18 protein-coding genes and 3 pseudogenes are annotated in these 23,881 nt (G+C 34.5%); 2 read left to right on the forward strand and 19 right to left on the reverse strand.

The window, feature by feature from the left end:
- Positions 1–188: 188 nt before the first annotated feature.
- The 5 genes from BBF96_RS09470 to BBF96_RS09490 all read right to left on the reverse strand — a co-directional run bounded on the left by BBF96_RS09470 (position 189) and on the right by BBF96_RS09490 (position 4,346).
- Positions 189–416, reverse strand: a complete 228-nt coding sequence (locus BBF96_RS09470) for a FeoA family protein (RefSeq protein WP_127016922.1) — start codon at positions 414–416, stop codon at positions 189–191.
- A gap of 17 nt (positions 417–433) precedes the next feature.
- Positions 434–2,377, reverse strand: coding sequence for a ferrous iron transport protein B (feoB, locus tag BBF96_RS09475; protein ID WP_127016923.1), 1,944 nt, complete (start codon positions 2,375–2,377; stop codon positions 434–436).
- A 68-nt stretch (positions 2,378–2,445) separates the two neighbouring features.
- Positions 2,446–2,889, reverse strand: a complete 444-nt coding sequence (locus BBF96_RS09480) for a Fur family transcriptional regulator (RefSeq protein ID WP_236777800.1) — start codon at positions 2,887–2,889, stop codon at positions 2,446–2,448.
- A gap of 46 nt (positions 2,890–2,935) precedes the next feature.
- Positions 2,936–3,313, reverse strand: a complete 378-nt coding sequence (locus BBF96_RS09485; RefSeq protein WP_127016925.1) for a hypothetical protein — start codon at positions 3,311–3,313, stop codon at positions 2,936–2,938.
- Between the two features lie 76 nt (positions 3,314–3,389).
- The gene (locus BBF96_RS09490) at positions 3,390–4,346 is read right to left on the reverse strand and encodes a D-2-hydroxyacid dehydrogenase (protein ID WP_127016926.1); all 957 of its coding nucleotides are present in this window, start codon (positions 4,344–4,346) and stop codon (positions 3,390–3,392) included.
- Between the two features lie 275 nt (positions 4,347–4,621).
- Here BBF96_RS09490 and BBF96_RS09495 point away from each other — a divergent pair, with 275 nt between their 5' ends.
- A complete protein-coding gene (locus tag BBF96_RS09495) occupies positions 4,622–4,861 on the forward strand; it encodes an AbrB/MazE/SpoVT family DNA-binding domain-containing protein (RefSeq protein ID WP_127016927.1) in 240 nt (79 codons plus the stop codon).
- A 534-nt stretch (positions 4,862–5,395) separates the two neighbouring features.
- Here the strand turns inward: BBF96_RS09495 and BBF96_RS09500 are convergent.
- Positions 5,396–5,884, reverse strand: coding sequence for an NUDIX hydrolase (locus BBF96_RS09500; protein ID WP_127016928.1), 489 nt, complete (start codon positions 5,882–5,884; stop codon positions 5,396–5,398).
- 492 nt (positions 5,885–6,376) lie between these two features.
- On the opposite strand from BBF96_RS09500, the pseudogene BBF96_RS16900 reads away from it, so the two are divergent.
- Positions 6,377–6,795, forward strand: a pseudogene (locus BBF96_RS16900) (ATP-binding protein).
- A 184-nt stretch (positions 6,796–6,979) separates the two neighbouring features.
- On the opposite strand, the gene BBF96_RS16440 reads toward BBF96_RS16900, so the two are convergent.
- The 13 genes and pseudogenes from BBF96_RS16440 to BBF96_RS09570 form a co-directional block, all read right to left on the reverse strand.
- The gene (locus tag BBF96_RS16440; protein WP_164730991.1) at positions 6,980–7,138 is read right to left on the reverse strand and encodes a hypothetical protein; all 159 of its coding nucleotides are present in this window, start codon (positions 7,136–7,138) and stop codon (positions 6,980–6,982) included.
- Between the two features lie 20 nt (positions 7,139–7,158).
- Entirely contained in the window at positions 7,159–7,830 is a 672-nt protein-coding gene (locus BBF96_RS09515) for a M48 family metallopeptidase (RefSeq protein WP_127016929.1), read from the reverse strand.
- Between the two features lie 5 nt (positions 7,831–7,835).
- A complete protein-coding gene (locus BBF96_RS09520) occupies positions 7,836–10,931 on the reverse strand; it encodes a type I restriction endonuclease subunit R (protein WP_127016930.1) in 3,096 nt (1,031 codons plus the stop codon).
- On the reverse strand, positions 10,924–11,451 hold the full coding sequence (locus BBF96_RS09525; protein WP_127016931.1) for a restriction endonuclease subunit S: 528 nt from the start codon (positions 11,449–11,451) through the stop codon (positions 10,924–10,926). The genes BBF96_RS09520 and BBF96_RS09525 overlap by 8 nt, the downstream gene beginning before the upstream one ends.
- 23 nt (positions 11,452–11,474) lie before the next feature.
- Positions 11,475–12,233, reverse strand: a pseudogene (locus tag BBF96_RS09530) (restriction endonuclease subunit S); the annotation flags it as partial.
- Positions 12,217–14,716, reverse strand: a pseudogene (locus BBF96_RS17465) (type I restriction-modification system subunit M). The pseudogenes BBF96_RS17465 and BBF96_RS09530, both read right to left, overlap by 17 nt.
- 144 nt (positions 14,717–14,860) lie before the next feature.
- Positions 14,861–15,871, reverse strand: a complete 1,011-nt coding sequence (locus BBF96_RS09540) for a hypothetical protein (protein WP_127016933.1) — start codon at positions 15,869–15,871, stop codon at positions 14,861–14,863.
- Between the two features lie 366 nt (positions 15,872–16,237).
- Complete coding sequence (locus BBF96_RS09545) at positions 16,238–17,059, reverse strand: ABC transporter permease (protein WP_127016934.1); 822 nt, start codon at positions 17,057–17,059, stop codon at positions 16,238–16,240.
- Entirely contained in the window at positions 17,037–17,837 is an 801-nt protein-coding gene (locus tag BBF96_RS09550) for an ABC transporter permease (protein ID WP_127016935.1), read from the reverse strand. The genes BBF96_RS09545 and BBF96_RS09550 overlap by 23 nt, the downstream gene beginning before the upstream one ends.
- Positions 17,838–17,854: 17 nt before the next feature.
- Positions 17,855–18,826, reverse strand: a complete 972-nt coding sequence (locus BBF96_RS09555) for an ABC transporter ATP-binding protein (RefSeq protein WP_127016936.1) — start codon at positions 18,824–18,826, stop codon at positions 17,855–17,857.
- 599 nt (positions 18,827–19,425) lie between these two features.
- Complete coding sequence (locus BBF96_RS09560) at positions 19,426–20,775, reverse strand: NCS2 family permease (RefSeq protein ID WP_269467421.1); 1,350 nt, start codon at positions 20,773–20,775, stop codon at positions 19,426–19,428.
- Between the two features lie 225 nt (positions 20,776–21,000).
- A complete protein-coding gene (gene ade, locus BBF96_RS09565) occupies positions 21,001–22,704 on the reverse strand; it encodes an adenine deaminase (RefSeq protein WP_127016937.1) in 1,704 nt (567 codons plus the stop codon).
- A gap of 89 nt (positions 22,705–22,793) precedes the next feature.
- Entirely contained in the window at positions 22,794–23,879 is a 1,086-nt protein-coding gene (locus tag BBF96_RS09570) for a 4Fe-4S binding protein (protein ID WP_127016938.1), read from the reverse strand.
- Positions 23,880–23,881 lie beyond the last annotated feature (2 nt).

The following is a 23,881-nucleotide window of genomic DNA, read 5'->3' on the forward strand; positions in this document are numbered from 1 at the left end:
TTATATTTCGGTATACGAGCAGTAAATCCTTTTAGTTTATAAATATTAACTATGATTAAACTGCAAAAAGCTAATTTTGAGCGACATAAAAATTTTTGTCAAACCATCTTAGTGAGATTTCAGTCGAACTTTAGATGGTTCGAAAAATTTCTTTTGAAGCGAAAAATTAGCTTTTTGCAGTAAAACCATTAATTATTAATAACAACCTGGATCAATTGACATGTAGCCCGATCTAAGGCCATCTGGGTAAAACCAACCTGAATTAAATAAATAGGTGATCTCTGAAGAACTTTTACTTCACTTCCGGGAATAAGACCAAGATTCATTAACTTCTGATAAATCCTGGGCTCTTGAGTATTGATAGTAAAAATTCTTCCCCTCTCCCCTACCTTAAGCTGGTCTAAACTAACCCTCATCTTCTGTTCCTCCTTTTTTAAAAGAAGGTCAAAATCAAATGAATTATATGTCCAACTAAAAATGCAAAAGAAAAGATAAATCCGGAAATCAAAAGTCCCACTTTCAATCCATATTCTTTTACCATAACTGCAAATTGAGCAATACAGGGTACAAAAAGGGTTAAGATAATGGAAGCAACAATAAGTCCATCTCCTTTTAAAATACCTTGCTGATAAAGATCAAAAAGCCCACAGGCACCATAATCCCGTCTGAAAAATCCAAATAAAAAAACTACCGCTGCTTCCCGCGGAAGTCCAAGCTGCAGCATTACAGGTTCTAGTAAATCTAATAAACGTTGAAATACCCCGGTTATCTGACAAATCCAGATTAAAACACTGGAATAAACAAATAGGGGTAAAATTTCGATAAAATACCAGCATATCCTGGCCCGGGTCTTTACAATAATATTACTAAGTTTTGGCCAACGCAATACTGGAACTTCTATATAAAACCCCGATTTTATCCCTGGCATCAATTTATCGGCAAGAAAACCAACTAAAAATAAAATCCCAACAACCACCAAAAACCAGATTACTAATCCTCCAGGTTCTTTTGAAAGAAGTCCTGTAATTACTCCCAATTGTGCTGAACAGGGAATAGCCAATGCCAGCAAAAGTGTAGCTATAATCCTCTCACGCCTGCTCTCCAAAATTCGGGTAGTCAAAGTGGCCATAGTATCACAACCAAGCCCCAAAACCATTGGTATTACAGCTCGACCATTTAAACCTATAAGTTTAAAAATCCGATCAACTAATAACGCTAATCGTGGAAAATACCCTGAATCCTCCAGAATGGAAAAAACAAAGAAAAACGTTCCCACTATCGGTAAAATAATGGCTACTGCATACCGAACACCCAGTGTAAATATCCCATATTCTCCAACAAAAAGAGACTGCAAACTCTCCCAGGGAACCAGTTTTTTAAACCATAAAGTAAATAAGGGATTTAACCATTTTTGAAAAATCGACTCCTCCAGAAAATCCACTAATACTCCAGCCCCTATTCCCCCCACAAAACGATAGATTCCAAAATAAAGAACCAAAAACAAAATAGGAATGCCGGTTAAGGGCCTGGTACATAATTGGCTTATAAAGGTTTGAAAATACGGAACTTTAGCCTGACTGGTATCAAAAATATTACGCAAAATTAGTTCATTTTTTTTCTGTCTGGCTATGGTAATTTTATATGAATAAAACTTTCTTTCATCTACAGGCCTTTTTTTTAAAATCTTCAAAATTTGTTTTACTGTCATAGAGTCCTCGACTTCTTTTACCCATTCTAATATTTCTTCATCATTTTGTAGTAAAAACAATGCTATACTCCTTTTTGTGATGGGATACTTACCTTTAAGCAAAAATTGAATCCGCTTTAGAAGAATTTCAATTTCTCCGGGATAATAACAATGAAGAGGTTTTCTACATTTTGCTTGATTAATATCTACTACCAGCTCTGTTATAAGTTTTTTTAACTTATCAATTCCCTCTCCGGTAATAGAAACTGTAGGAATAACAGGGATACCCAACTTCTTTTTCAGAGCAGAAAAATTAATTTTAAGTCCCCTTCGTCTGGCTTCATCCATCATATTGACTACCAATATAACCTTAAAACCAGCTTCTATAAGTTGGAGTGTAATGGGAAGCATTCGCTGAATATTTTTGGCATCTATAATATGTAAAATCAAATCCGGTTTTTCAAAGAGTAATAATCTCCGGGTCACCCTTTCTTCCTCACTAATGGGAAATAACGAATAAATTCCAGGAGTATCTATAATATCTACTACTATTTCACCCCTTTTAAACTGTCCCCAACTTACCTCCACCGTTGTACCTGGATAGTTAGAGACTGTTACATATTGGCCAGTCAGACGATAAAAAATCATACTTTTACCTACATTAGGCGAACCAACCAGAGCAATCTTCATCCATACCACCTCAAAAAAAAAATCCTCATCCCCTACTATCTATATTAGTAGAGAATAAGGATTTATGCTCAATCTTTAGATTCTATGCGACAATCTGAACAATAACCATAAAACTTAATCCGATGATCAACCACATCAAAGTTATATTCTCTATCAATATAACCTTCTAAATCCTTTAATATATAATCACTGAACTCTATAATCTTCCCGCATTTAAGACAAATCAAATGGTGGTGATGGTAATCTCCCTGCTCTAATTCATAGCGACGGCAATTATTATCAAAATTTAGTTCATGTAAAATACCCAACTCACAAAATAACTCAAGAGTACGATAAACAGTAGCCAATCCAACTCGCGGATTTCGTTCCCGTACTAATTGATAAACTTCTTCTGCACTGAGGTGTTCATTTATATTTTCTAATAAAACTCTAAGAATCAGCCGTCGTTGTGAGGTTAATTTAAAATTAGCTTCCGTCATTCGCTGTTCATATTCTTTTAGTTTATCTTTCAATCCACCACCTACTTTCCAAGTGATTATCATTATCAATAAAATTATATCAAAACTGGGCAATAGGGTCAAGAGTTATCTCTTTTAAGATCAGACGCTTAATTTGAAAAATGATTTGCTCCCATTCAATCTTCAAATCCCGGGGCATAGTTCTTTCTACAAAAAAGATGGGATTGATTCCAATAATCAAAATACGATCATTAATAGTAATATAACTGATTTTTGAGTCTTCATCTTCATCTCCTTCAAACTGATCAATAATAATAATTTTATCGGCTTTAAGCTTAAGAATCCAGGTATATAAATCCCAGCCGGAAGAACAATTTGAAAAGATCAAATCAGGATCTTTCATTGACCTCCGCAATTTATTCATCAAAATATTGATTCCTTTATGGTTAATACCAATCACAGCAACTTTTCTCTTCATAAAAAATCACCTTTCCGGGTTTATACTTATAATTTACCCAGAAAGGTAAAGATATAAACAATTTTCCTACATTAGATTAGTATCCCTTCGTAAAATCAACTACATTTTCCAGAGATTCACCTTTAATATAGTGCTGAAGATTTCGGGCCAGAATCTCAAATGCACGTTCCATATAATGATTTGAGAGAGCAGACATATGTGGAGAAATATAAACATTCTCCATCTCCCAGAGAGGGGAATCAGGATCTAAAGGCTCCTCTTCAAAAACATCCAGAATAGCAGCACGAATCTGTCCGGCCTTGAGTGCTTCAATCAATGCCTTTTCATCAACAACATTACCTCGACCAAAATTCATAAAAATAGCCTCATTTTTCATCCTGGCAAAGGCGTCCTCACCAATCATATGATAGGTTTCAGGGGTATAAGGTAAAATAGTGATTATTACATCCCCCTCTTCAATAGCAGTAAGCCACTGATCACTACTATAAACCTGATCAGCAAATTCTACTTTCTCTAAAGTCTTTTTTACACCAATAACCCGCATTCCAAAAGCTTTGGCCCGCTTAGCCAATTCTATTCCAATATTCCCTAATCCCAGAATCACAAGGGTTTTACCGTATAGTTCCTCTACTCTAGGTCTATCCCACTTTTTCTGTCGCTGGTTTTCTCTCAACTTAAAAAGCCCCCGGATAACACCCAATAACATTCCCATTATATGTTCTGACATTGGAATTCCGTGAATTCCTTTCATCGATGTAAGAATTATTCCTCTTTCCTTAACCTCAGGAAGAAGAAAACTATCAACTCCAGCAGTCAGGGTTTGAATCCACTTTAGTTTTTTACCCACTCGAACATATTCAGGATCAAAAGTACTCCACCAGATAACCAGGACCTCTGCATCTTCAACTTCTTTTTTAAGAACTGCTTTATCTTCTGAACAAACAATATTTAACTCCACTCCCAATTCTTCACCAATAGTCTTGAGTCGTTTGATATGCCGTGAATTAACTTTACTTCCAATCAAAATCTTCATTAAGAACCAATACCCCCTTACCAATTATCTTAATTTTTATTATATCTTAAGCTAATGAGCAATACAAGAAATCTTAAACAGAGAGATTGGTTTTCTATTTAAAAAAATTAGAAAATACCTAAAATTTAAGCGGTATTTCTTCGTAATTTAATAATTTTTTAATTTTTTTAAAAATTTTATATAATAATATTGTATTTGACTGGAAAATTATATATAATGATTTTAACAGATTATATCAGAATTTTGAGAAAATTTATTAAGGGGGGGATTAAACAATGCAAGCTACTGGTATTGTGCGGAAAATCGATGAATTGGGGAGGATTGTAATTCCTATTGATTTGAGGAGGAATCTTAACATTGATTCCAATGATCCAATAGAAATTCTGGTGGGGGAGGATGAAATAGTTTTAAGAAAGTTTGTTCCAACATGCGTCTTTTGCGGGAATACAGAAGATACCTTTGTTTTCAAAAAACAATCAGTTTGCCGCCAATGTCAAAAGGAATTAATTTCATAAAAATTATATGATTTTCATCCTGTGATAAAGCCTTATTTCGACTGAAATCTTACTAAAATGGTTAAACGAAAAATTTCTATGGTGTTTTTGGCAATATATGATTCAAATTACAGCTTGACATGGAGCCTCTAGGGTATGGTTTAAGACAAATGCGAGCAGAAGTTAATTTGCCAGGCTATTTAGCCTATCATACCCTTTTCTCCATATAAAGCTGTAATTTGAATATTTTTTGTATAATTACTTGGCCAAATGCTCCTTTTTTACTTTGCCAGAGAAACTATGACGCTCAAAATTAGCTTTTTCACCCCTACTTCATAATGACATCTATCTCCTGTCTAATGTTTTACAATAACCTGGCACACAAATACAAAAAACTTAAAAAACCATCCGAATATATCAACGGATGGCTTTGAAGTTCAAAAAAATTAAAACTTCCAATAATTAACTTAGAACTCTTGGCCTAGGTCATAACTGCAACTACAGCAACGTATTTATACCGTTTTCCAAAATTCATATAGGAGTCTCTTGATTTCTTTAATATCTTCGTAAATATTCAAATAAGATACTTTTATCCAATAAAGCAAAAGTTTCTGGCTTTTCATGGATTTGTTTCTCTAATTCACTTTTAGAAATCCAGAAAGGATTACTTGTTTCATCACCACCCTGGATTAACTCACCCTCTGCCTCACATATAAAAACCAATCCCAACGAAGGATAAGGGCCTTTCGTCATTTGATATACTGTAAAAGGTTGAATTGTTTCAACACAATCTTCACCTTCATAAACTCTCTCTAATTTTCCATCTCGAATCCGCTTTAAATCTAAACCACATTCTTCTTTAATTTCACGTTTTAGTGCACTATATATACTTTCATAAGCTCGAATTTTTCCACCTGGAATTTCATATCGTTGAGTATATGGGTCTGTATCAGGTTTATTTCTCGTTTGTAAAACAATCCACTTTTCACCATCCATTTCTTTTTCAATCAAAGCTTTTACATTAGGAATACATAATTTTTCCATAATTCAGCTCCCCTGTGAAATTTAATCAAAAAATGAAATTTCAAAATCTATTGATACAAGAACAGTTTGATTTTCACGATCCAATTTTGGAAAGAAATATTTTTCAGGTAGTCTATCTAATTTGTTAATTAAATTGAGGGAATTTCATAAGTAGCAAAACAATCAACCATTTTCAATATATTGTGTTGCTATCCTCTTAATATACACAATATGTTGACTTGTATTGTTTAAAAATTTAATTATGAAATTCCCTCAATTATGTAATATATGATCTTACTGAAAAAAGCTAATTTTTTGCTTTTTCGAACCATCTAAAGTTTGATTTCAGTTGAAGTAAAACACACTAATCAATGGGCTCTCCTAGACCTTGATTAGCTCATCACATCCTGTGATGAGACCTTATTTCTCCTTCGATCTCACTAAGATGGTTTACCGAAAAATTTCAATAACGCTCAAAATTAGCTTTTTGCAGTTTAATCGAAAAATGTATTAATGTCAGGTGCAGTAGGAACAGGGAAAACCCACTTGACCACCACTCTAGGAATAAAGGCCTGTGCCCAAGGTAAAAAATAAAATTTTATCGAGCTGTAAATTTAACAAACAAGTTATTGGAAAAACATTCATCAGGTCAAACAGGAAAACTGATAAAAAAGATAGCCAAAGCAGATATACTTATCCTTGATGAGTTGGGTAATATTCCCTTTAGTAAAAAGGTTGCTGAATTACTGTTTTCAGTGATCTCAAACAGTTATGAACAGCAAAGCATAATCGTTATTTCAAATCTTGAATTTAGACGATAAAATGAGGTGTTTGGAGATGATCGTTTAACAGCAGCAGTAATTGATAAGATTATTCAACATGCCCATATTCTTGCTTTCACAGGTAAAAGTTATCAATTTATCAGGCAATAGTTAATAACCAAAGGGAAAAGGAAACGCAGGAATAATAGTTAAAATTCACCACTCTCTCCTTTTATATAAGAAGGAAAAGAGCTAAAAAAGCATAATTATTTGGATGCTATGTAATTTTAAATTACCATTCTATATAAAAAAGACTTACCAAAGACAAATGTACTTTTATATTCTAATATTGCCCCTACAGAACAGAAATAATAGTCTTTCTCTTTAACATATTAAAAATTTTTGTCTTAAATACTTCACTTTTACTTTCATTGAGGTTTGCCGGTTTAGGAATATAAGGATCAATTGATTTTCTATTTTTTCCTTCAGAATGCCCAAATCTGCCGAAATTCATATCTTCTCATCCCTAAATTACTATATCTTTAAAAGATAAGAGTTCTTTTTTAACCAATTCTCATATTTCTTATAATCAGGCATTAACATTTTTACTTTATTCCAGAATTCTTTTGAATGATTTTTCTCCTCCAGGTGAACTAACTCATGAACAACAACATAATCTATAACTGGTAAAGGAGCCATTATCAAACGCCATGAGAAATTTAAATTTCCATTAGAACTACACGATCCCCATCTTTTTTGAGCATTTGTAATATTAACTTTATTATATTTAAAACCCCTCTTTTGAGCATACCATCTTACCCTTTCAGATATTTTTCTATGTGCTTCCTTCTTATACCACTCAATAAATAATTTTTTTGCATATGGTAAATAGTTTCTATCAAGATAAAAACCATTTTCAAATCTAAGTGGAATATCTGCTTCATTTACTATGGTCAGCCTATAATAATCTCCCAGATAAAGAAACCCTTCTCCATTTACAAATTCCTTGGGAGAAAATTTTGGATCTCTGGATTGAATTTCTTTTTTCTTTTTTTCAATCCAATCTTTATGATTATAAACAACCTTTTCTATAGTTTTTTCATCCACATGAAAAGGAGCTCTTACTATCAATGTAGCATCATCAGTTATTTGAAGAGCAATAGTCTTTCTTTTTGTTTTGATTATTTTATCTATTTTGATTTCCACCTTCTTCACCTCTTATAAATATTATACGCAAGCTCCATTAATTTTTGGGCAATCTCATTTCTCTTATTAAATAAACACTTATTTTTCCGCGATCTTTGAAGAAGAATATGAGAAATCAAATAGGATTTTAACCTCTTTTGTAAAGTATAATTTTCCCAGAAATCTACTGTTTGGACTTCTTTGCTTATGATCGCAATAGTATCTTTAGTTAATTCAATTAGAAAATCAATTTCTTCTTTATCTAATTTTTCAATTGGCTTTTTACCATAAATTTCTCTTTTGAGTAGTCCAAAGAAAGGCATCTCTTTTTTTGGGTCAAAGCCAAAAGTCTCTTCAACAGTTCTACCCTTCTTGATTTCTTCTCTAATTTTCTCCAGTTCAGAGGCAAGAATATTCCAGTTTTCCCTGTACTCCTCAAGTATTCTTTTCAGTCTATCAGAAAACCTTTCATAAAATTCTGGATCCTCTTCATAGTGCTTTTCAATATGCTCAATAGTTGCATATTTCAGCTCCTCAGCTCTGGCTTTACTTGACTTTTTCTTTTTAACATTTTCTATGAAGTCATCAGAAAGCAGAGGGAGGGGAGCAATCTTTGGGTTAACACCTTTTGAAAGAAGATACTCTTCAACAATTTCTCTAATTTTCTTGCTTGCATCTTTTATGCTAAGTTTGTCATCTCTATATCTATTTCTTGCTGATTGCCTTATAAAGTTAAGAATTTTCAACTCCCGCATATATTTTAAAGCTTCGGGATCGGGAAGCAATTTATCTATTGCTCTATTAAACTGTCTAACATATGTTAGAAATTCATTTCTAACCTCTTCATCTACAAGAAGATCTATACATTCTTCAATATTGTCCATCCAGTCTTCAATCTCATACTTCTTGAAGAAATCATTGATGAGGTTATAGATATATTTTAATTCATCAATACTCTTACCTCTATCCTTAACTACCTGTGTAATCTCTTCAACATCTTTTTCGTCAAATATTGCAAGCGCTTCTTTTAGATGTTTCAAAACACCTACATAATCCACAACAAAACCACAACTTTTATTCTTGTAAACCCTGTTCACCCTTGCAATTGCCTGAAGAAGATTATGCTCTTTGATAACATTATCTAAATACATCACCTGCTCAATCGGCGCATCAAATCCTGTAATGAGCATACTCTGGACAACCAGAATACCAACATCTCCATTTATCCCACTTTCATCTTCTTTAGCAAAAGGAAGTTTAAAGCTTTTTATATGTATTTCCTGCTTATCAGGGTCTGTAAAGGGATGATATTCTGGAGGATCGTTTTGATTTCCTGATATTACAACAGCAACTTTTAGTTTTTCAAGTTGATCTAAGTCTATTTTATTGTTGCGATCTCTTTTTAATTCCTCTATTTTCTCTTTAAGGGCACCTTCAAGGGCTTTTTTATATCTTATAGCTGCTAGTCTTGAAACTGTAACAACCTGTGCCTTAAAACCATTGGGGAATACATGAGTTACATAGTGGTCAACCATGTCTTTCGCTTTATCTTTAATAACATTTTCATCTTCAAGATAGGCTTTCCAGGTATATCTTCCCATAATTTTTGCTTTTTGCTCGCTGTCTAGCATGTTAAAGACATCTTCAAACCGCTTATTTGCCTCTTCCTCGTCAGAAATTTCTGCCCTGTGTGTTCTCCCCTCATAGACAATCTCAACAGTAACCCCATCCTCAACAGACTGGCGAATGCTGTATTTGTCTATATAATCTCCAAAGGTCCACTCTGTTTTTTCAATAGGTGTTCCAGTGAAGGCAATTCTAACTGCATTTGGTAGCGCTTTTTTTAAGTTAGCACCAAGTAATTTATACTGGCTACGATGTGCCTCATCAATCATAATAAGGATATTTGGTGATGTGTTCAATACAGGAAACTCTCTTTTTAGCTCTCTTTCCTGAAATTTATGAATCATGCCCATAACCAGATCTGGAGTATTTGTTTTTAATAAATCCTGTAATTCTCTAATACTTCCAGCAAGATTTACGGTATAACCCACACTTTTTGATGTATCTTTTAATTGCTTTTCTAAATCCTTTCTATCTGTAATAAAAACTATCTTAAAGTTTCTTAATTCTTGATCATGATACATTGCCCTGACCACATACATCATCGTAAGAGATTTGCCCGACCCTTGAGTGTGCCAGACAATACCGCCTTTTTCCTGTTGTGTTTTACCCTCTTTCAATCTTTTTATTATCTTTTTTACCGCCCTGAATTGCTGATATCTTGGGACAACTTTTATTACTCCGACTTTTGGATCTTCTTTATACAATGTAAAACTGTGAAGAATATCCAGGAGATTGTTTTTTGAAAGCATTCCTTGAATAAGAAATTCCTGACTTGTTACTACATTTTTATCTGTTTCAATATCTGATAACTTAAAAGGATAAGGATCTTTCCATTCAACAAAATACTCATATTCTGATGTTATTGTTCCATATTTTGCTACCTGATTAGATGTAGCTATCATAAAAAGGTTATACCAGAAGAGTTTTTCGTTTCCTTCCTTTTCTCCTCTTCTATTGGAATATCTCATTAATTGGGTGATTGCTTCACCTATTGGGTCATTTATTGTTGGAGATTTACATTCCACAACAACAAGAGGTAGCCCATTAACAAACAGAACAATATCCGGGATTATGTGTTTTTCAGTTCCCGGAATGTTTACTTTAAACTGTGAGATGGCAATGAAGGAGTTATTTTCTGGATTTTGAAAATCAATAAATCTAACCGTTGGGCTTTTTTCTCCTGTTTTCCTGTTTTCTGAAACTGAGATGTTTTCAAGGAGTAAGTTATGAATTTCTTTGTTTGCCTCTAAAAGAGAATTAGCTTGTGGTGTGGTTACTCTTCTTACTACCTCATTTATCTGGTCCTCCTCAATCCACGGGTTTATTCTTTTTATTGATTCTTTAAGCTCTTTTTCAAGAATTACCTCTCTAAAACTCTCCCTCAGGGATTTTGAAGGATCAAATTTATCACCATGAATAATTTTCCAGTCAAGCGATTTAAGCTGCCTTAAAAACGACTCTTCAACATAATGCTCTTCATCAAGGAGTTTATACATCTTCCACACCCTCTTTGATTAAATGATTAACTCTTATTTTACCAGTCAAAAGGTCTTCCATTAAACTCTGCTTTAACCTTTTAAGTTTTTCTTTATATTTTTGTTCTTTTTCTATGGTCTTGTCTATTTGTGTTAGAATTTGGGCTATGCATTGTTGTTCTGGGAGTGGGGGAAGTAGAAATTTATAATTTTTTAAAATTTCCCAGCTTGTTCTTGGCATTTTAGTTCCAAAAACTTTGGATTCCGCTAATTTTAAAAAATTTTTTGATTGAATAATTAAATATAGGAATTTTTGATAAATTTTATTATCTTTTGCTTTAATCACAAACAATTCTGTTGAGCAAACACCCTCAAAAGTTGCAAACCAAAACTTTCTTAAGTTTGGTCTAAGTTTGGCAAATAAGATATCTTCCTTTTTAAATATATTTGAAATCCCTTTTATTTCCTCAGAGTTTAAAAATCCATTAATTTTTCCAATTTCCTTTTCAATATTCTCTAAACCAATGTAAATATCACTAATAGAAGGAAATTTTTTTCATTTCTCAATTCTGCTACACTTCCCAACTCCACAACTTCCCACTCTTTTGGTATTTTGCCAAGTGGCGAGTCTTTGAATTTGTGCGTTTTTTCGCTTCTGATTTGCCCTTTTTCGTCAATCCCTTTTGTGAGTAAATCCTGCATCAAGCCCTGTTTTATGCGTTTGTATTTCTCTATGATTTTGTCGGTTTTTTCTATTGCATTATCAACGGTTTCTAAAATTTCGGCAATTTTACGTTGCTCGGGGAGTGGTGGGATTGATAAACATATATTCGAAAAAGGCGTAATATTTATCGTTGTTCTGGTGGTACCTATTGCACTATCCATAATTGCTTTTTGTCCCCAATGTGAAACAATAAAATTTAATATGTATTTTTCTGATGCTTTTGATTTGTCTACGCTTACTTTAAGACAACTAGAGGCAATAATTCCTTCGGTGTATTCATTAGAAAATATACCTGATTTACCAATTGTTGCCCCAGTTTTTGCAATTATTATGTCCCCCGGTAAAACCTTGCTTCTCCTTAATGCACTTGCTTTTTTCTTCGTAATAAAAACTAAATTTTCATGAATAAATTTTCCTTCAAAGCTCAAATTTACTACTCTAATTAAGGGTATTTCCCCATCTTCTACATATTCATCGGAGTGCAATTGTGTCCCAAAAGGCCCATCAACTATAGCAAACTTTTTATTTTCAGCTATTTCTCCTAACTTTACCCTTTTCCATCCATCTGGTAACTTCTCCATTTTAATATCTGCCATCATAATATCCCAACCTTGTTAAAAATTTATTTAGTTTTTTTACTTCTTCCTCTCTTTCTTGTTCTATTTGGTTTAAAGGTATCTTGTATTTATCCCAAAGCTTTTCAATTACTTTAATCACTTTTTTCTTCTCGGCATTAACATATTTTTCAACTTCTTTTGCAATTAAATCATAAAACTTCTCAAGAATTAACTCTTTTGCCTCTTCCTCTGTAAAGCTTTCTCTTTTAATGTGTATCTTCCCCTTCTTTATTAACTCCTTAGGCTTGCCTTTTTCCGGACTTTTCCAAACCCCTTCTAATTCCTCAGCCTTTGTTTTTAATTCTTTTTTTAGTTTTTTTAGTTTCTTATCTTTCTCGTCAATCTTTTTAATCAGGTTCTCCCAAATACTTGCTTCTTTTTGTACCGCTTCGCTCTGGTTGGATCTTAAATCTTTAACTAATTCTTTTAAATAGTCTTTTACCTTTTTTATAGTTTTATTTCCTTGTTCTTCTTCGTCCCATTCCTCGATTTCCTCAAAAATTTCATTTATTTCTCCTTCAATTTCTGCAATTTTTCCTTCTAATTCCTCAATCTCTTTTACTTCTTTACTAAAAAATTTGTTTTTTATTCTTTCATCTTCTATCAAATTAGCACTCCAGCCAACAGATACAATTGTTTTAAAATCATATCTCAAATCCTCCCACCAGTTTACAAAGATGCCGGCAATTTTAAACTCATCCAGCACACCAACAGGTAAAAGTTTCTCCTTTATCCTTTTAAGTGCTTTATTTCTGAACTCCCAGAGATGATTGTTTCTATAAAAATCTTCAATCTCCAGCTTTATCTCTTCCCACCATTCTTTTAAACTTTCGTCAAGTTTTTTACAAGTAGTTTTTACTTCCTGAGAATTTTCAATTATTTCTTTTATTTTTTCCTTCTTTCTTATCTCTTCCTTAAACTCTAAATAACTCTCGTCTTTTTTCTTAAAAAAGATTTCATGACTTATGCCAAATTTCTTAAACTGATCTCTGTAAAGTTCCACTTCTCTTTTGGGAACGCTTTCAACTAAATGGGCATGAACATCTTCAATTTCTGGTTCAGGTGTGTTATCAACATACCTTCTTATATTCAAATTAAAATCATTTTCTTCAATCTCCTTTATATCAACAAGCCTTGAGTATTTTGGAATTTCCTTTTTTTCATCAAAAACATTTACAATTTTTTTCAATATCTTCAGGCCTTAAATAATTTTGATTTCTCCCTTCCCCATACTCTCTATCTGCATTTATAAATAAAATTTTGTTTTTTAGATGCTCTGGTTTGTTTTTGTTTATAACTACCACACATGCGGGAATACCTGTATTGTAAAATAACTTGGGAGGAAGCCCAATAATTGCTTCAATAATTCCATCTTTAACTATCCCTTCTCTTATAATCTTTTCCTGCCCACCTCTAAACAAAACACCATGTGGCATAATTGTTGCCATAACCCCATCATCTTTTAAACTGGCAATCATATGTTGGAGAAACATTAAATCAGCTTTTTTGCCTGTTTCCGGAGTAAATCCATATTTAAATCTTTCAGGAAATTGCATATTTGCTTTAGTATAATTTTGTGAAAAGGGAGGATTGGCTATTACTCTATCAAACCTTTTTATATACCCATTCTCAACAAACATAGGATTTGTCAGAGTATCCTCGTTTTCTATATGAGCATCAGGAATATTATGAAGAATCATATTCATCTTACATATGGCCCATGTGGTTCCATTGTTGTCTTGACCATAAAGTGCAAGCTTCTCTGGATTCTGTCCTTGTTCTTCTACATATTGTCTTGATTGGATGAGCATACCCCCAGAACCAACAGTAGGGTCATATACTGTTATACCTTCTTGTGGTTTTATCAATCTGACCAATAACCTTACAACCTGAGAAGGTGTATAGAATTCACCACCTTTTTTACCTGACGAATCTGCAAACTGCTTTATCAAATATTCATATGCCGCTCCTAATAAATCAGGAAACTCAAAATCCTCATTGGTCAATCTGTATTTGTTAAAATGATGTATTAAATCAATCAATTGTTGATCTTTGAGCCTGGTTTTTCCTTTGGTGGCATTAAAATCTATATGTCTCAATACCCCTTCTAACTCAGGATTTGTCTCTTCTAATGCCGCAAGAGCTTTATTCAGCTGATTACCCACATCTTCTTTTAAGTTAAGGATATTTTCCCATCTTGCCCTTTTAGGAACAAAAAAACTATCTCCATACAAATTTGGATCCTCTATAAGTTCATTTAGTTCTTTTTCAGAAAAACCTTGGGCTTTGAATTGTTCTAACAACTCTTGTCTTTTAACTTCAAATGTGTCAGAGACACGCTTTAGAAACAACATACCAAATATGAATTCCTTATATTCAGAGGCATCCATTTTGCCTCTTAAAATATCAGCTGCCTTAAATAAGTGTGTTTCTAGTTGCCTCAGTGTTATTTTTTCATTGCTCATTTATCACACCCCTACCTACTTATCATATTTTTTAACTATTTTCCTGGACAGACTTGAAGACTTCACTCAACGGAATGCCGGGATTCACGAAGTGTCTCAAAGAGGCAGCCGAAGCCGTATGTCCGCTGTTATGTGCCGTTCGTATCAATTATGGATTCCATACTTTACTATCAAGCTTGCAAGATCTTTTCCTAATAATATACCTACATTCTTTCCAGTATCATTTCTTAATTTTTCGAGTTCCTCTTCAAATTCTTCTGTCATTTTTAGCGCCGTTGATATTATCAATCCACAAGTATAATCAGGATTTGAGTCAAAAGCTCTTCTTATATCTTCTATGGCTTTTGTATATCCCATTTTACCTCCATAAGATTTCACCTGAACTGCGCATAATCCTTCCTTTTGCAGCCCTTCAATTTCAAATCCACTCTCATATACAAATTCAAGATCTGCTCCATTTACATCAGGTCCCTTTCTGACTTCTTTAACATTTGGCAATTTCCCTAAAACTCCAATAAGTAAATCTTCTAAATTTTTGCCAGGAAATATATGATGCAGTTTCTTAGATATTTCGTCCAAGTAACTATTCATTTCTTCTTCAAATCTTTCCTTAACATCTTTTCCGTGTCCACCTTCTTTAATCTCCTGTAATAATTCCTCAAATTCTTGTTTTGCGTAAACTCTCCACCAGGCACCTCGAAGACCTAACCTGCGTCTTAAATATGGATGAACAATATTAGAGTTTCTATCAAAATATGCTACAAATTCACACGGCAAGAAGTGTCTGAAATCCCCTTCTTCTCCATCGTCCCAGATCTCGCTAAAGATATATTCTCCTGTAATTTTTACTATGGTGCACTTGCCATATTCTGGCATGTTTATATAAACGAAATAGTCTCCTGGTTTAACATAGGACAACATGAAATGAGCATGTTTCCAGGAGTCTTTTTCTTTGTCACTAAGAGAATTCCATCCATTTTTATCAATCTTCGCCTTAATTTTCCTTAAATCCGCTTCAACAAAGTATGACCAACCAAATCTAGCTTTTCCTTTTTTAAGTTCCTCATAAATACGTGGTATCCAATACTCAGAGCCTTCTTCCCAAGGCTGAATCGTTTTTACAGCAAAAATAGTATATTCTTCTACCTTATTCATTTTGTTTCTCCCTCCTTCTAAGTTATCTTTACGAATGACACATAACTCTTTCATATCTGTAATATTATATTATTCCATAATAAATAACCTCCCTCTATAAATATAAATCACTTTTTTCTAACAAAATTCAATTTATATATTTTTATGTTACCATTAACAATATATCTTCCATTATCATTCATTCTAGATAATTAACTAATATCCTTTCAAATTACAATTAATTTTTATAAGGCCATAATTCTAATTTAAACACAGTTTCCCAATAATCAAATTTCAAAAATGTGTAATAATATATCTAGCCACTATAAATATTTCTCCGGATAATTTGTAGATTTTTTTGTTTCATTTGAATGACCTCCTGATACTCTAATAATTTGTTAGTGTCCCTTTTACTTTTAATCCACGAATGATTTTCATATAGATAAAGACCGCCACAACAAATAAACAGACACTATATACAAAAATAATTGACATTTCTAAAGGGACTTTCATATATGTAATTGTTCCCAAGATACTATATCGCATTAAATCAACACAGTAGGTGATTGGATTTACTAGCGCCACATATTTTAACCAGGTAGGAAATACAGTAATCGGATAACTGACTCCGGCTAAAAAGATTAATATTGAATTGATCATAAAAGTTATTTTGGTTAATTTTGTCTTAATCGTAATCCCCGCCAGTAAAATTCCTAAGCCAAAAGCTACTAATGAAGCAATAATGATAATAAAAAACATGGAAGACAAATCATAAAAGCCAATCCCTTCTCCAAAAATTATGGAGATCAGGAAATAGAATAGGAAAAAATCAATAATTTGAACAACCATAGCTGAAATCATATCGCCAATCAAAAGATAAATTGCATTAACTGGTGATAACATCAAAGTTTCAAAAGTCCCTTGTTGTAGTTCGGAAGTTATCAAAATACTTGAACTCACCATCAAATGAGTAATATATGTTATAAAGAAATAGGTGATAGCAATATATGAAATATATTTATCTGTCCCAGTATAATGAAAAAATGTATTTTCCTTTACATGAATATAACTGGAAAACAAAAGAAGGGGTAAAATTCCTGCAATAGGCCTCAATAAGATCGACAGAGAATCAATTTTATATCTCATCTTAATAGTCAGATCTTTTTTGATCATATAAAACATCGCTTTAAAATTTAAGAAAGTTCCCATTGTTCTTTAATCTCCTTTCCAGTCGAGTGAAAAAGGTAACAGAAAAAGCCATATATATTACTGTTAAAACTGATAAAGCTACGATATCCAAAAGAATATGGGAAGAATACCCCGACATAAAAGATTCTCTTATGAGAGAAATACCATAGGTAACAGGAATACAATAACTAATCCATCTAATGTAAATGGGCAAATAAGTCACTGGATATAAAATCCCTACAAAGATGGCAATTACCTCTAAAGAAAAATTCAATACATTAAAAATTTTCTTTAACCAGATCGTCAAGATAAACACCATTAAGCTCATAGACCAACTGGATATAACAGTCATCAAAAGTGCAATAGAAAATGTCCAGAGATTTATTGTAACCGAAAGGCGAAAAAGAAAGTAGAATAAAGTAGTTACAGCACCTAAGGAAAAAAGAAACATTAAACTGGGGGCAAAACTACTCCCTAAAAGCCAGGCAATTCTGGAAGCAGGAGATAAATAAATCAATTCAATCGTTCCAGTGTTTAGCTCTCGATTAATAATGTTATATGACTCGATAACTGAAAAATAGATAAAGTTCCAGAGAATTGCCCCTAATAACAGAGTAAAAGTCATATTCAAACTTTCCAGATCATCCTGCCCTAAAAAAACACGAATTGTAAACCAATAAGGTAATATTATAGCAAACGGAGTATAAAAGAAACTCTTTAAAAAGAAGTTGGGATATCTTTTAAACTCCCGTACCTGTTTTTTAAAACTAAAGACAAATACTTTAAAAAACTCCCCCATTTTTTTACCATCTCCTTTTAAAGTGCTTTTCCTGTCAGGTTGATAAATACATCTTCAAGGGTTGGGTTATGTAAAGATAAACCGTAAACTTCTAATCCTTTGTTATTAAAGATCCTGTTCATCTCTTCTAAATTATAAGCTTTGTCACTCAACATTCTGATACTTAATTGATCTAAATGGTCTCCACTTATAATATTTACTTTTTCAATACCAATCTCTTTTAAGATCTCAGTTGCTTTTTCAATCTCTGTTCTTTTTACTTTAACTTCATAAATATTTTTATTAATACTTTTCTTTAACTGTTCTGGACTCCCTTCACTAATGATTTTACCTTGATGAATAATAGCCACTCTATTAGAGAGCATATCTGCCTCCATCATGTTATGGGTTGTCAATAAAATGGTCAAACCTTGATTGTTAAGCCGGATAATCGTATTACGTAATTCATTAGCAGCAACCGGGTCTAAACCATTTGTTGGTTCATCCAAAATCAAAAACTTAGGTTTGTGAATCATAGCTCTTGCAATATTTAATCGTTGTAACATTCCATGAGAAAAGGTTTCCACATAATCATTTTTGCGATCCAATAGACCAACCATTGTTAAAACTTCATCAATTCTCGCCTCCTGTTCAGAGCGAGGCACATTATATAAGTTACAGAAAAACTCCAGATTTTCTTTTGCTGTTAACTTTAGATAAAGGGAACGATTATTCGCCAGTAACACACCAATGGTACATTTAATCTCTTTTTCATCTTTATAAATATCATATCCATTAACATAAATATTCCCCTCAGTTGGAAATAACAAAGTAGAGATCATCTTAATTAAAGTAGTTTTACCAGCTCCATTTGGTCCTAAAAGGCCAAAGATCTCCCCTTCCTGTATAGCAAGATTTACTTGATTTACTGCAACAATCTCCCGTTTGCTCTTTTTTTTACCTACAATATATTTACGGGTTACATTTTCACAGACTAATGGTCTCTTCATTACAAAAATCCTCCTATCTTTATATTCCTTTTCGCTGTCCCAAAATGTTTCACAATAAGTTACTTTCCAAAATAAGAAGTTAACTGATATATTAATTTCTTAACCTTTCCCATATTTCCTTCCTATTTTCAAAAAATTTAGTAATTACCCAAATGTAAAATCTTTTTATTACTTAATATTCTCTGTCGAATCTATCCAGAATAATGATAATATGTATTTCCTTCAAAGTATGTCTTTTTGACTCGTCAACTCAGCAAATATGCCGGGCAAAGAACAAAATGCCCTTAGGGCACTGCACAAAGCTAATTTTTCGTTTCACAGTGAAATTTTTTGAACCATCTAAAGTTCGATCTCAGTCGAAATAAGGCACACTAATCAACGGGCCCTTCTGGCCCCTGATTAACTCATCAATCCTCAGATGAGGCCTTATTTCTTCTTCGATCTCACTAAGATGGTTTAACGAAAAATTTCAATATCGCTCAAAATTAGCTTTATGCAGTTTGATCATAATGTTATCCACAAACTGCAAAAATGTATAATTTCCTAAACATAAAAAAAATGCTGGTTCGCCAAAGCGAACCAGCATTTTCGCTAAAGCTTTATACCCATATATACTTGACAAGGAAAATAACTCCTAAAACATATACCAACCAGTGTACCTCTTTACCCTTACCAGTAAGAAGTTTCAGCAATGGATAAGAGATAAAACCGAGTGCAATACCTTCTGCAATGGAGTAAGTTAAAGGCATTGCAATCATAGTAATAAAGGCTGGGAGCATTTCAGTAACGTCATCCCACTTAATCTTGGTAGCATTTTTCATCATCATGGTACCGACAAAAATCAGAGCCGGAGCAGTAGCGGCTGCTGGAATAATACCGATCAATGGTTTGAAGAAGAGAGCCAGGAAGAAGAAGATTGATACAAAAACACCTGTTAAACCGGTCCGACCACCTTCAGAAACACCGGAAGCTGACTCAATATAGGTTGTAACGGTAGAAGTACCAAATAAAGCACCGCCAGTAGTACCAATAGCATCAGCCAAAAGGGCTTTACTAGCTTTTGGTAAATTACCTTCTTCATCCAGATAACCAGCCTGGGTACTTACGCCTACCAGAGTACCAGCTGTATCAAACATATCGACAAAAAGGAAAGCGATAAGCACTGTCAAAAGACCGCCACTAAAGATACCATTCCAGGCACCAGCAATATCTAATTTAAAGAATACAGGAGCCCAATTTGTGAAAGATGGCCATTCAATAATACCTTTAAGAGCGGGAGTAACACCATTTACCCAGCCCAGGACAGTTGCAATCAAAATACCCCAGAGAAGTGCACCTTTAACTCTATAGGCGTGTAATATACCGATGACAATCAAACCGATCAGTGCAATTAGAGCTGGACCACTCATAATGTCACCTAATTGGACTAAAACTGCATCATTTTTAACCACAATATTGGCACTCTGAAGTCCGATGAATGCTATAAAAAGACCAATACCTGCAGCAATGGCTGCCTTTAAACTCATGGGGATACAGTTAACAATCATTTCACGAATTGGTACAACGCTTAAAATAATGAAGATAATCCCCTCAATGAACACCAGACCTAAGGCTATTTTCCAGGAAACTCCCATACCTAATACAACTGTAAAGGCAAAGAAAGCATTTAAGCCCATCCCCGGCGCCAGTGCAAATGGATAGTTTGCAAAAAACGCCATGCATAAAGTACCTAAAATCGCGCCAAAGATTGTAGCATAATAAACTGCTCCTGCATCCATTCCTGTAGCACTCAAAATGCTTGGGTTAACAAAAATTATATAAGCCATTGTCAAGAATGTAGTTAAACCAGCAATAAATTCAGTCTTAACATTTGTTCCATTCTGAGTTAACTTAAATTGCCTTTCCAAAAAAGAATCTTTCATTTCTACGTTGGTCTTAACTTCTGCCATACTTCTACCTCCTTAAAAATTTTTCGACCAACCATCACCAACCCAATACTTCTTAATTCTCCCTACTCTATAACTACCACCCCCAAAACAAATTCTTTTATTAATCAAGGATGAGAAAGGCCCTTTGATTAGGGAGCCTTATTTCGACTGAAATCAAGCTTTAGATGGTTCAAAAAATTTCTCCTCAAGCGAAAAATTAGCTTTTTACAGTTTAACAAACCCTATTTATTCTACAACTAAAGGTACCAGCTTATTTTGCCGTACGTCAAATAACCCGCGGGAAGTCATTTTCAATTCAGGTATAACAGGCAAAGCCAAAAATGAAAGGGTCATAAAAGGATCAGTCAAACTTACCCCCTGCAAATGAGCCAAATGATGCATCTTATCTAATTTCTCCTCAACCCAGGTAAGTTTCTTATCAGAGATAAGCCCACCAATAGGCAAAGGTAGTATTTCAATCAACTGACCTTCCTTTGCTATGGCCAGTCCTCCCTGGTTTTCAATAATTCCATTTAAAACTGCCATAATACTTTCATCATTACGACCAACAGCTATCAAATTATGAGAGTCATGGGCCACACTGGAACCGATAGCTCCTTCTTTAAGACCAAAACCCTTAACAAGACCCACACCCACCTGGCCGGTTCTGTGATGGCGTTCAACCACCACAATTTTAGCTACATCGGGCTCTAAAATCTTCTTACCCTCTATCTGCACAAATTGAATGACCTCTTTGGTTAGGAGTTGCCCAGGTAGAACCTGGATAACCCGGTATTGACGACCGGAAGAGAGACGAAAGCTCTCAAAACTTAATTCTTTCGTCTTGACCGTATTTCTCAAATCAATTTCGGGTTGATATGAAATATCTTGAATCAACTCACCTTCTTCAGCAACCAACTGACCATCCTTATAAACCTGATAAACTTTGAAATCCTCTAAATCATCAACCACCACCAGATCAGCCCTTTTCCCAGGAGCAATAGCTCCTAAATCAGAAAGCCCTAAACATTCGGCGGCATTTAAAGTAGCCATTCGAATCGCCTGAATGGGATCCATCCCTGACTTTATAGCCTTACGGATAAGAAAATCTAAATGTCCTTCTCTTGTCAAATCAAAAGGATGTCGATCATCGGTACAAAAGACAAATCGGCGTCCATTATCTTCATTGATTAAAGGCAAAAGATTTAGTAGATCTTTGGCCGCAGATCCTTCCCGAACCATTATATACATACCACGTCGAATCTTTTCTCTGGCTTCCTCAATATCTGTACATTCATGATCGGCCTTAATTCCGGCCAATACATATGCATTTAGATCATTTCCCTTAAGTAAAGGTGCATGGCCGTCCACAAAGCGACCTTCAATCATCTCAATTTTAGCTAAAACTTCTGGATCTCCCTGAATAACACCATAAAAATTCATCATCTCTCCTAATCCGTGAATTCCCGGTAAATCCAACAATAGTTTAAGATCTTCAGCATTTAAAACAGCACCTGCCTGATCAGCAAAGGTTGCCGGAACACAGGAAGGAAGCTGAACTAAAAGATTAATGGGTAAGTGCCCAAAATACTGACGGATAAATTCAATGCCTTTTATTCCTGCTACATTAGCTAATTCATGAGGGTCTACAGCAATTGTTGTTATCCCCCGCGGTACTACCTGACGACAAAACTCATCCGGGAGTACCATAGCACTTTCCAGATGGAGATGGGCATCGATCAAACCCGGTACAAGGTAGCGTCCTTTAAGGTTCAGCTCTTTCTGACCGCTATAAGTACCCCAACCAATAATTCTTCCATGGTGAATTGCCAGGTCTGTATTAAAAATCTCCCCTGTATAAACATTAACCACCCGGACTTCTTTTAAAACCAGCTCTGCTACCCTTTCTCCACGTGCTACTGCCAGGTACTCCTTAAGCCGTTCAGCCAAAATAAATCCTCCTTTCTTAAAATCCAGAGAGGAGTAATCGAAAGAAAGACCAGGCAAGGCATACTTCTGCCAGACCTGGTCTTCATCTCTTACCAGTTATGGGCTATAGCCTTAACAGGACATCTACTAACACATAACCCACAACCAAAGCACTTTTCTGGGTCAATTTTTGCATATTCATCTATAACAATTGCTTGATAAACACAACTTCTGGCACACAGGCCACAAGCTGTACAGGTTTCTTCATCAACTTCAGGGGTAACTGGAATCATTGTAGCACGTTCAGGCTTTTTCTTAAGAGCCAGGCCCTGAAAATCTGTTAAAGATTCATACCCTGCTTTTTCCATAAAACGTTTCATTTCTTTTACAATCCGGCCATATACTGTAGGACCTTCTAAAATGGCAGCGGTACAGACCTGCACAGCAACTGCACCGGCCATAATCATTTTAATGGCATCAATTCCCGAACTAATTCCCCCTACTCCAATAATTGGAATATCCACAACCTGAGCTGCCTGATAAACGCATCGGAGTGCCAATGGGAAAATAGCTTTTCCTGATAGCCAACCATAACCGGTTTCACTCCCCATTAAAGGTCGACCGGTTCGCACATCTATATCTAAACATGGTCCAAAGGAATTGATAAGAACAATCCCATCTGCTCCAGCTTTTTCAGCTGCTTTCGCAAAAGTTGGAATATCCACCTGAGGACTTAACTTTACAAATACAGGTTTATCACAGGATTCTTTAGCCGCCTGAACAGCCTCCTCAACAGGTGAAGTATCTCCCCCGAGATAATGTGTAGAAAGTTCCAGGGCATCAGCAAAAGGAGCAACCTTTGGAGCTAACTGCCGTATTTCATCTGCAGTATAGCCCAATCCTATAATCATTGGCAAACCAGCTTCTTTTGCCAACGGATATTCTTTTTCTAACCAGACTTCCGGTTCTAATTCAGACCATAGTTCGGTATTCAAAAAGCCTCCTTTAAAAGGCTCAGCCATACAGGGCCGGGGAACTTCTGCACCTTTGACAGAGATGGTCTTTGTAACAATCCCCCCTGCTCCTCCCCTGGCTGCTTCTATAGCTGCCTGCCCATTTCGAATAGGAGGACCAGCAGCAGGCATAACTGGATTTTTCAATTGAATACCACAAAATTGTGTAGATAGATTTACCATTT

It is taken from the genome of Anoxybacter fermentans, from assembly GCF_003991135.1.
Classification (GTDB): Bacteria; Bacillota; Halanaerobiia; order DY22613; family DY22613; genus Anoxybacter; species Anoxybacter fermentans.

Excerpts from the sequence above, each read along its gene's own strand:
- BBF96_RS09500 (WP_127016928.1), bottom strand. The coding sequence starts at position 5,884 with ATGGAAAAATTATGTATTCCTAATGTAAAAGCTTTGATTGAAAAAGAA.
- feoB (WP_127016923.1), bottom strand. The coding sequence starts at position 2,377 with ATGAAGATTGCTCTGGTTGGTTCGCCTAATGTAGGTAAAAGTATGATT.
- BBF96_RS09560 (WP_269467421.1), bottom strand. The coding sequence starts at position 20,775 with ATGGCAGAAGTTAAGACCAACGTAGAAATGAAAGATTCTTTTTTGGAA.
- BBF96_RS09555 (WP_127016936.1), bottom strand. The coding sequence starts at position 18,826 with ATGAAGAGACCATTAGTCTGTGAAAATGTAACCCGTAAATATATTGTA.
- BBF96_RS16440 (WP_164730991.1), bottom strand. The coding sequence starts at position 7,138 with ATGAATTTCGGCAGATTTGGGCATTCTGAAGGAAAAAATAGAAAATCA.
- BBF96_RS09520 (WP_127016930.1), bottom strand. The coding sequence starts at position 10,931 with ATGTATAAACTCCTTGATGAAGAGCATTATGTTGAAGAGTCGTTTTTA.
- BBF96_RS09470 (WP_127016922.1), bottom strand. The coding sequence starts at position 416 with ATGAGGGTTAGTTTAGACCAGCTTAAGGTAGGGGAGAGGGGAAGAATT.
- BBF96_RS09570 (WP_127016938.1), bottom strand. The coding sequence starts at position 23,879 with ATGGTAAATCTATCTACACAATTTTGTGGTATTCAATTGAAAAATCCA.
- BBF96_RS09495 (WP_127016927.1), top strand. The coding sequence starts at position 4,622 with ATGCAAGCTACTGGTATTGTGCGGAAAATCGATGAATTGGGGAGGATT.
- BBF96_RS09490 (WP_127016926.1), bottom strand. The coding sequence starts at position 4,346 with ATGAAGATTTTGATTGGAAGTAAAGTTAATTCACGGCATATCAAACGA.
- BBF96_RS09545 (WP_127016934.1), bottom strand. The coding sequence starts at position 17,059 with ATGGGAACTTTCTTAAATTTTAAAGCGATGTTTTATATGATCAAAAAA.
- BBF96_RS09485 (WP_127016925.1), bottom strand. The coding sequence starts at position 3,313 with ATGAAGAGAAAAGTTGCTGTGATTGGTATTAACCATAAAGGAATCAAT.
- BBF96_RS09540 (WP_127016933.1), bottom strand. The coding sequence starts at position 15,871 with ATGAATAAGGTAGAAGAATATACTATTTTTGCTGTAAAAACGATTCAG.
- BBF96_RS09550 (WP_127016935.1), bottom strand. The coding sequence starts at position 17,837 with ATGGGGGAGTTTTTTAAAGTATTTGTCTTTAGTTTTAAAAAACAGGTA.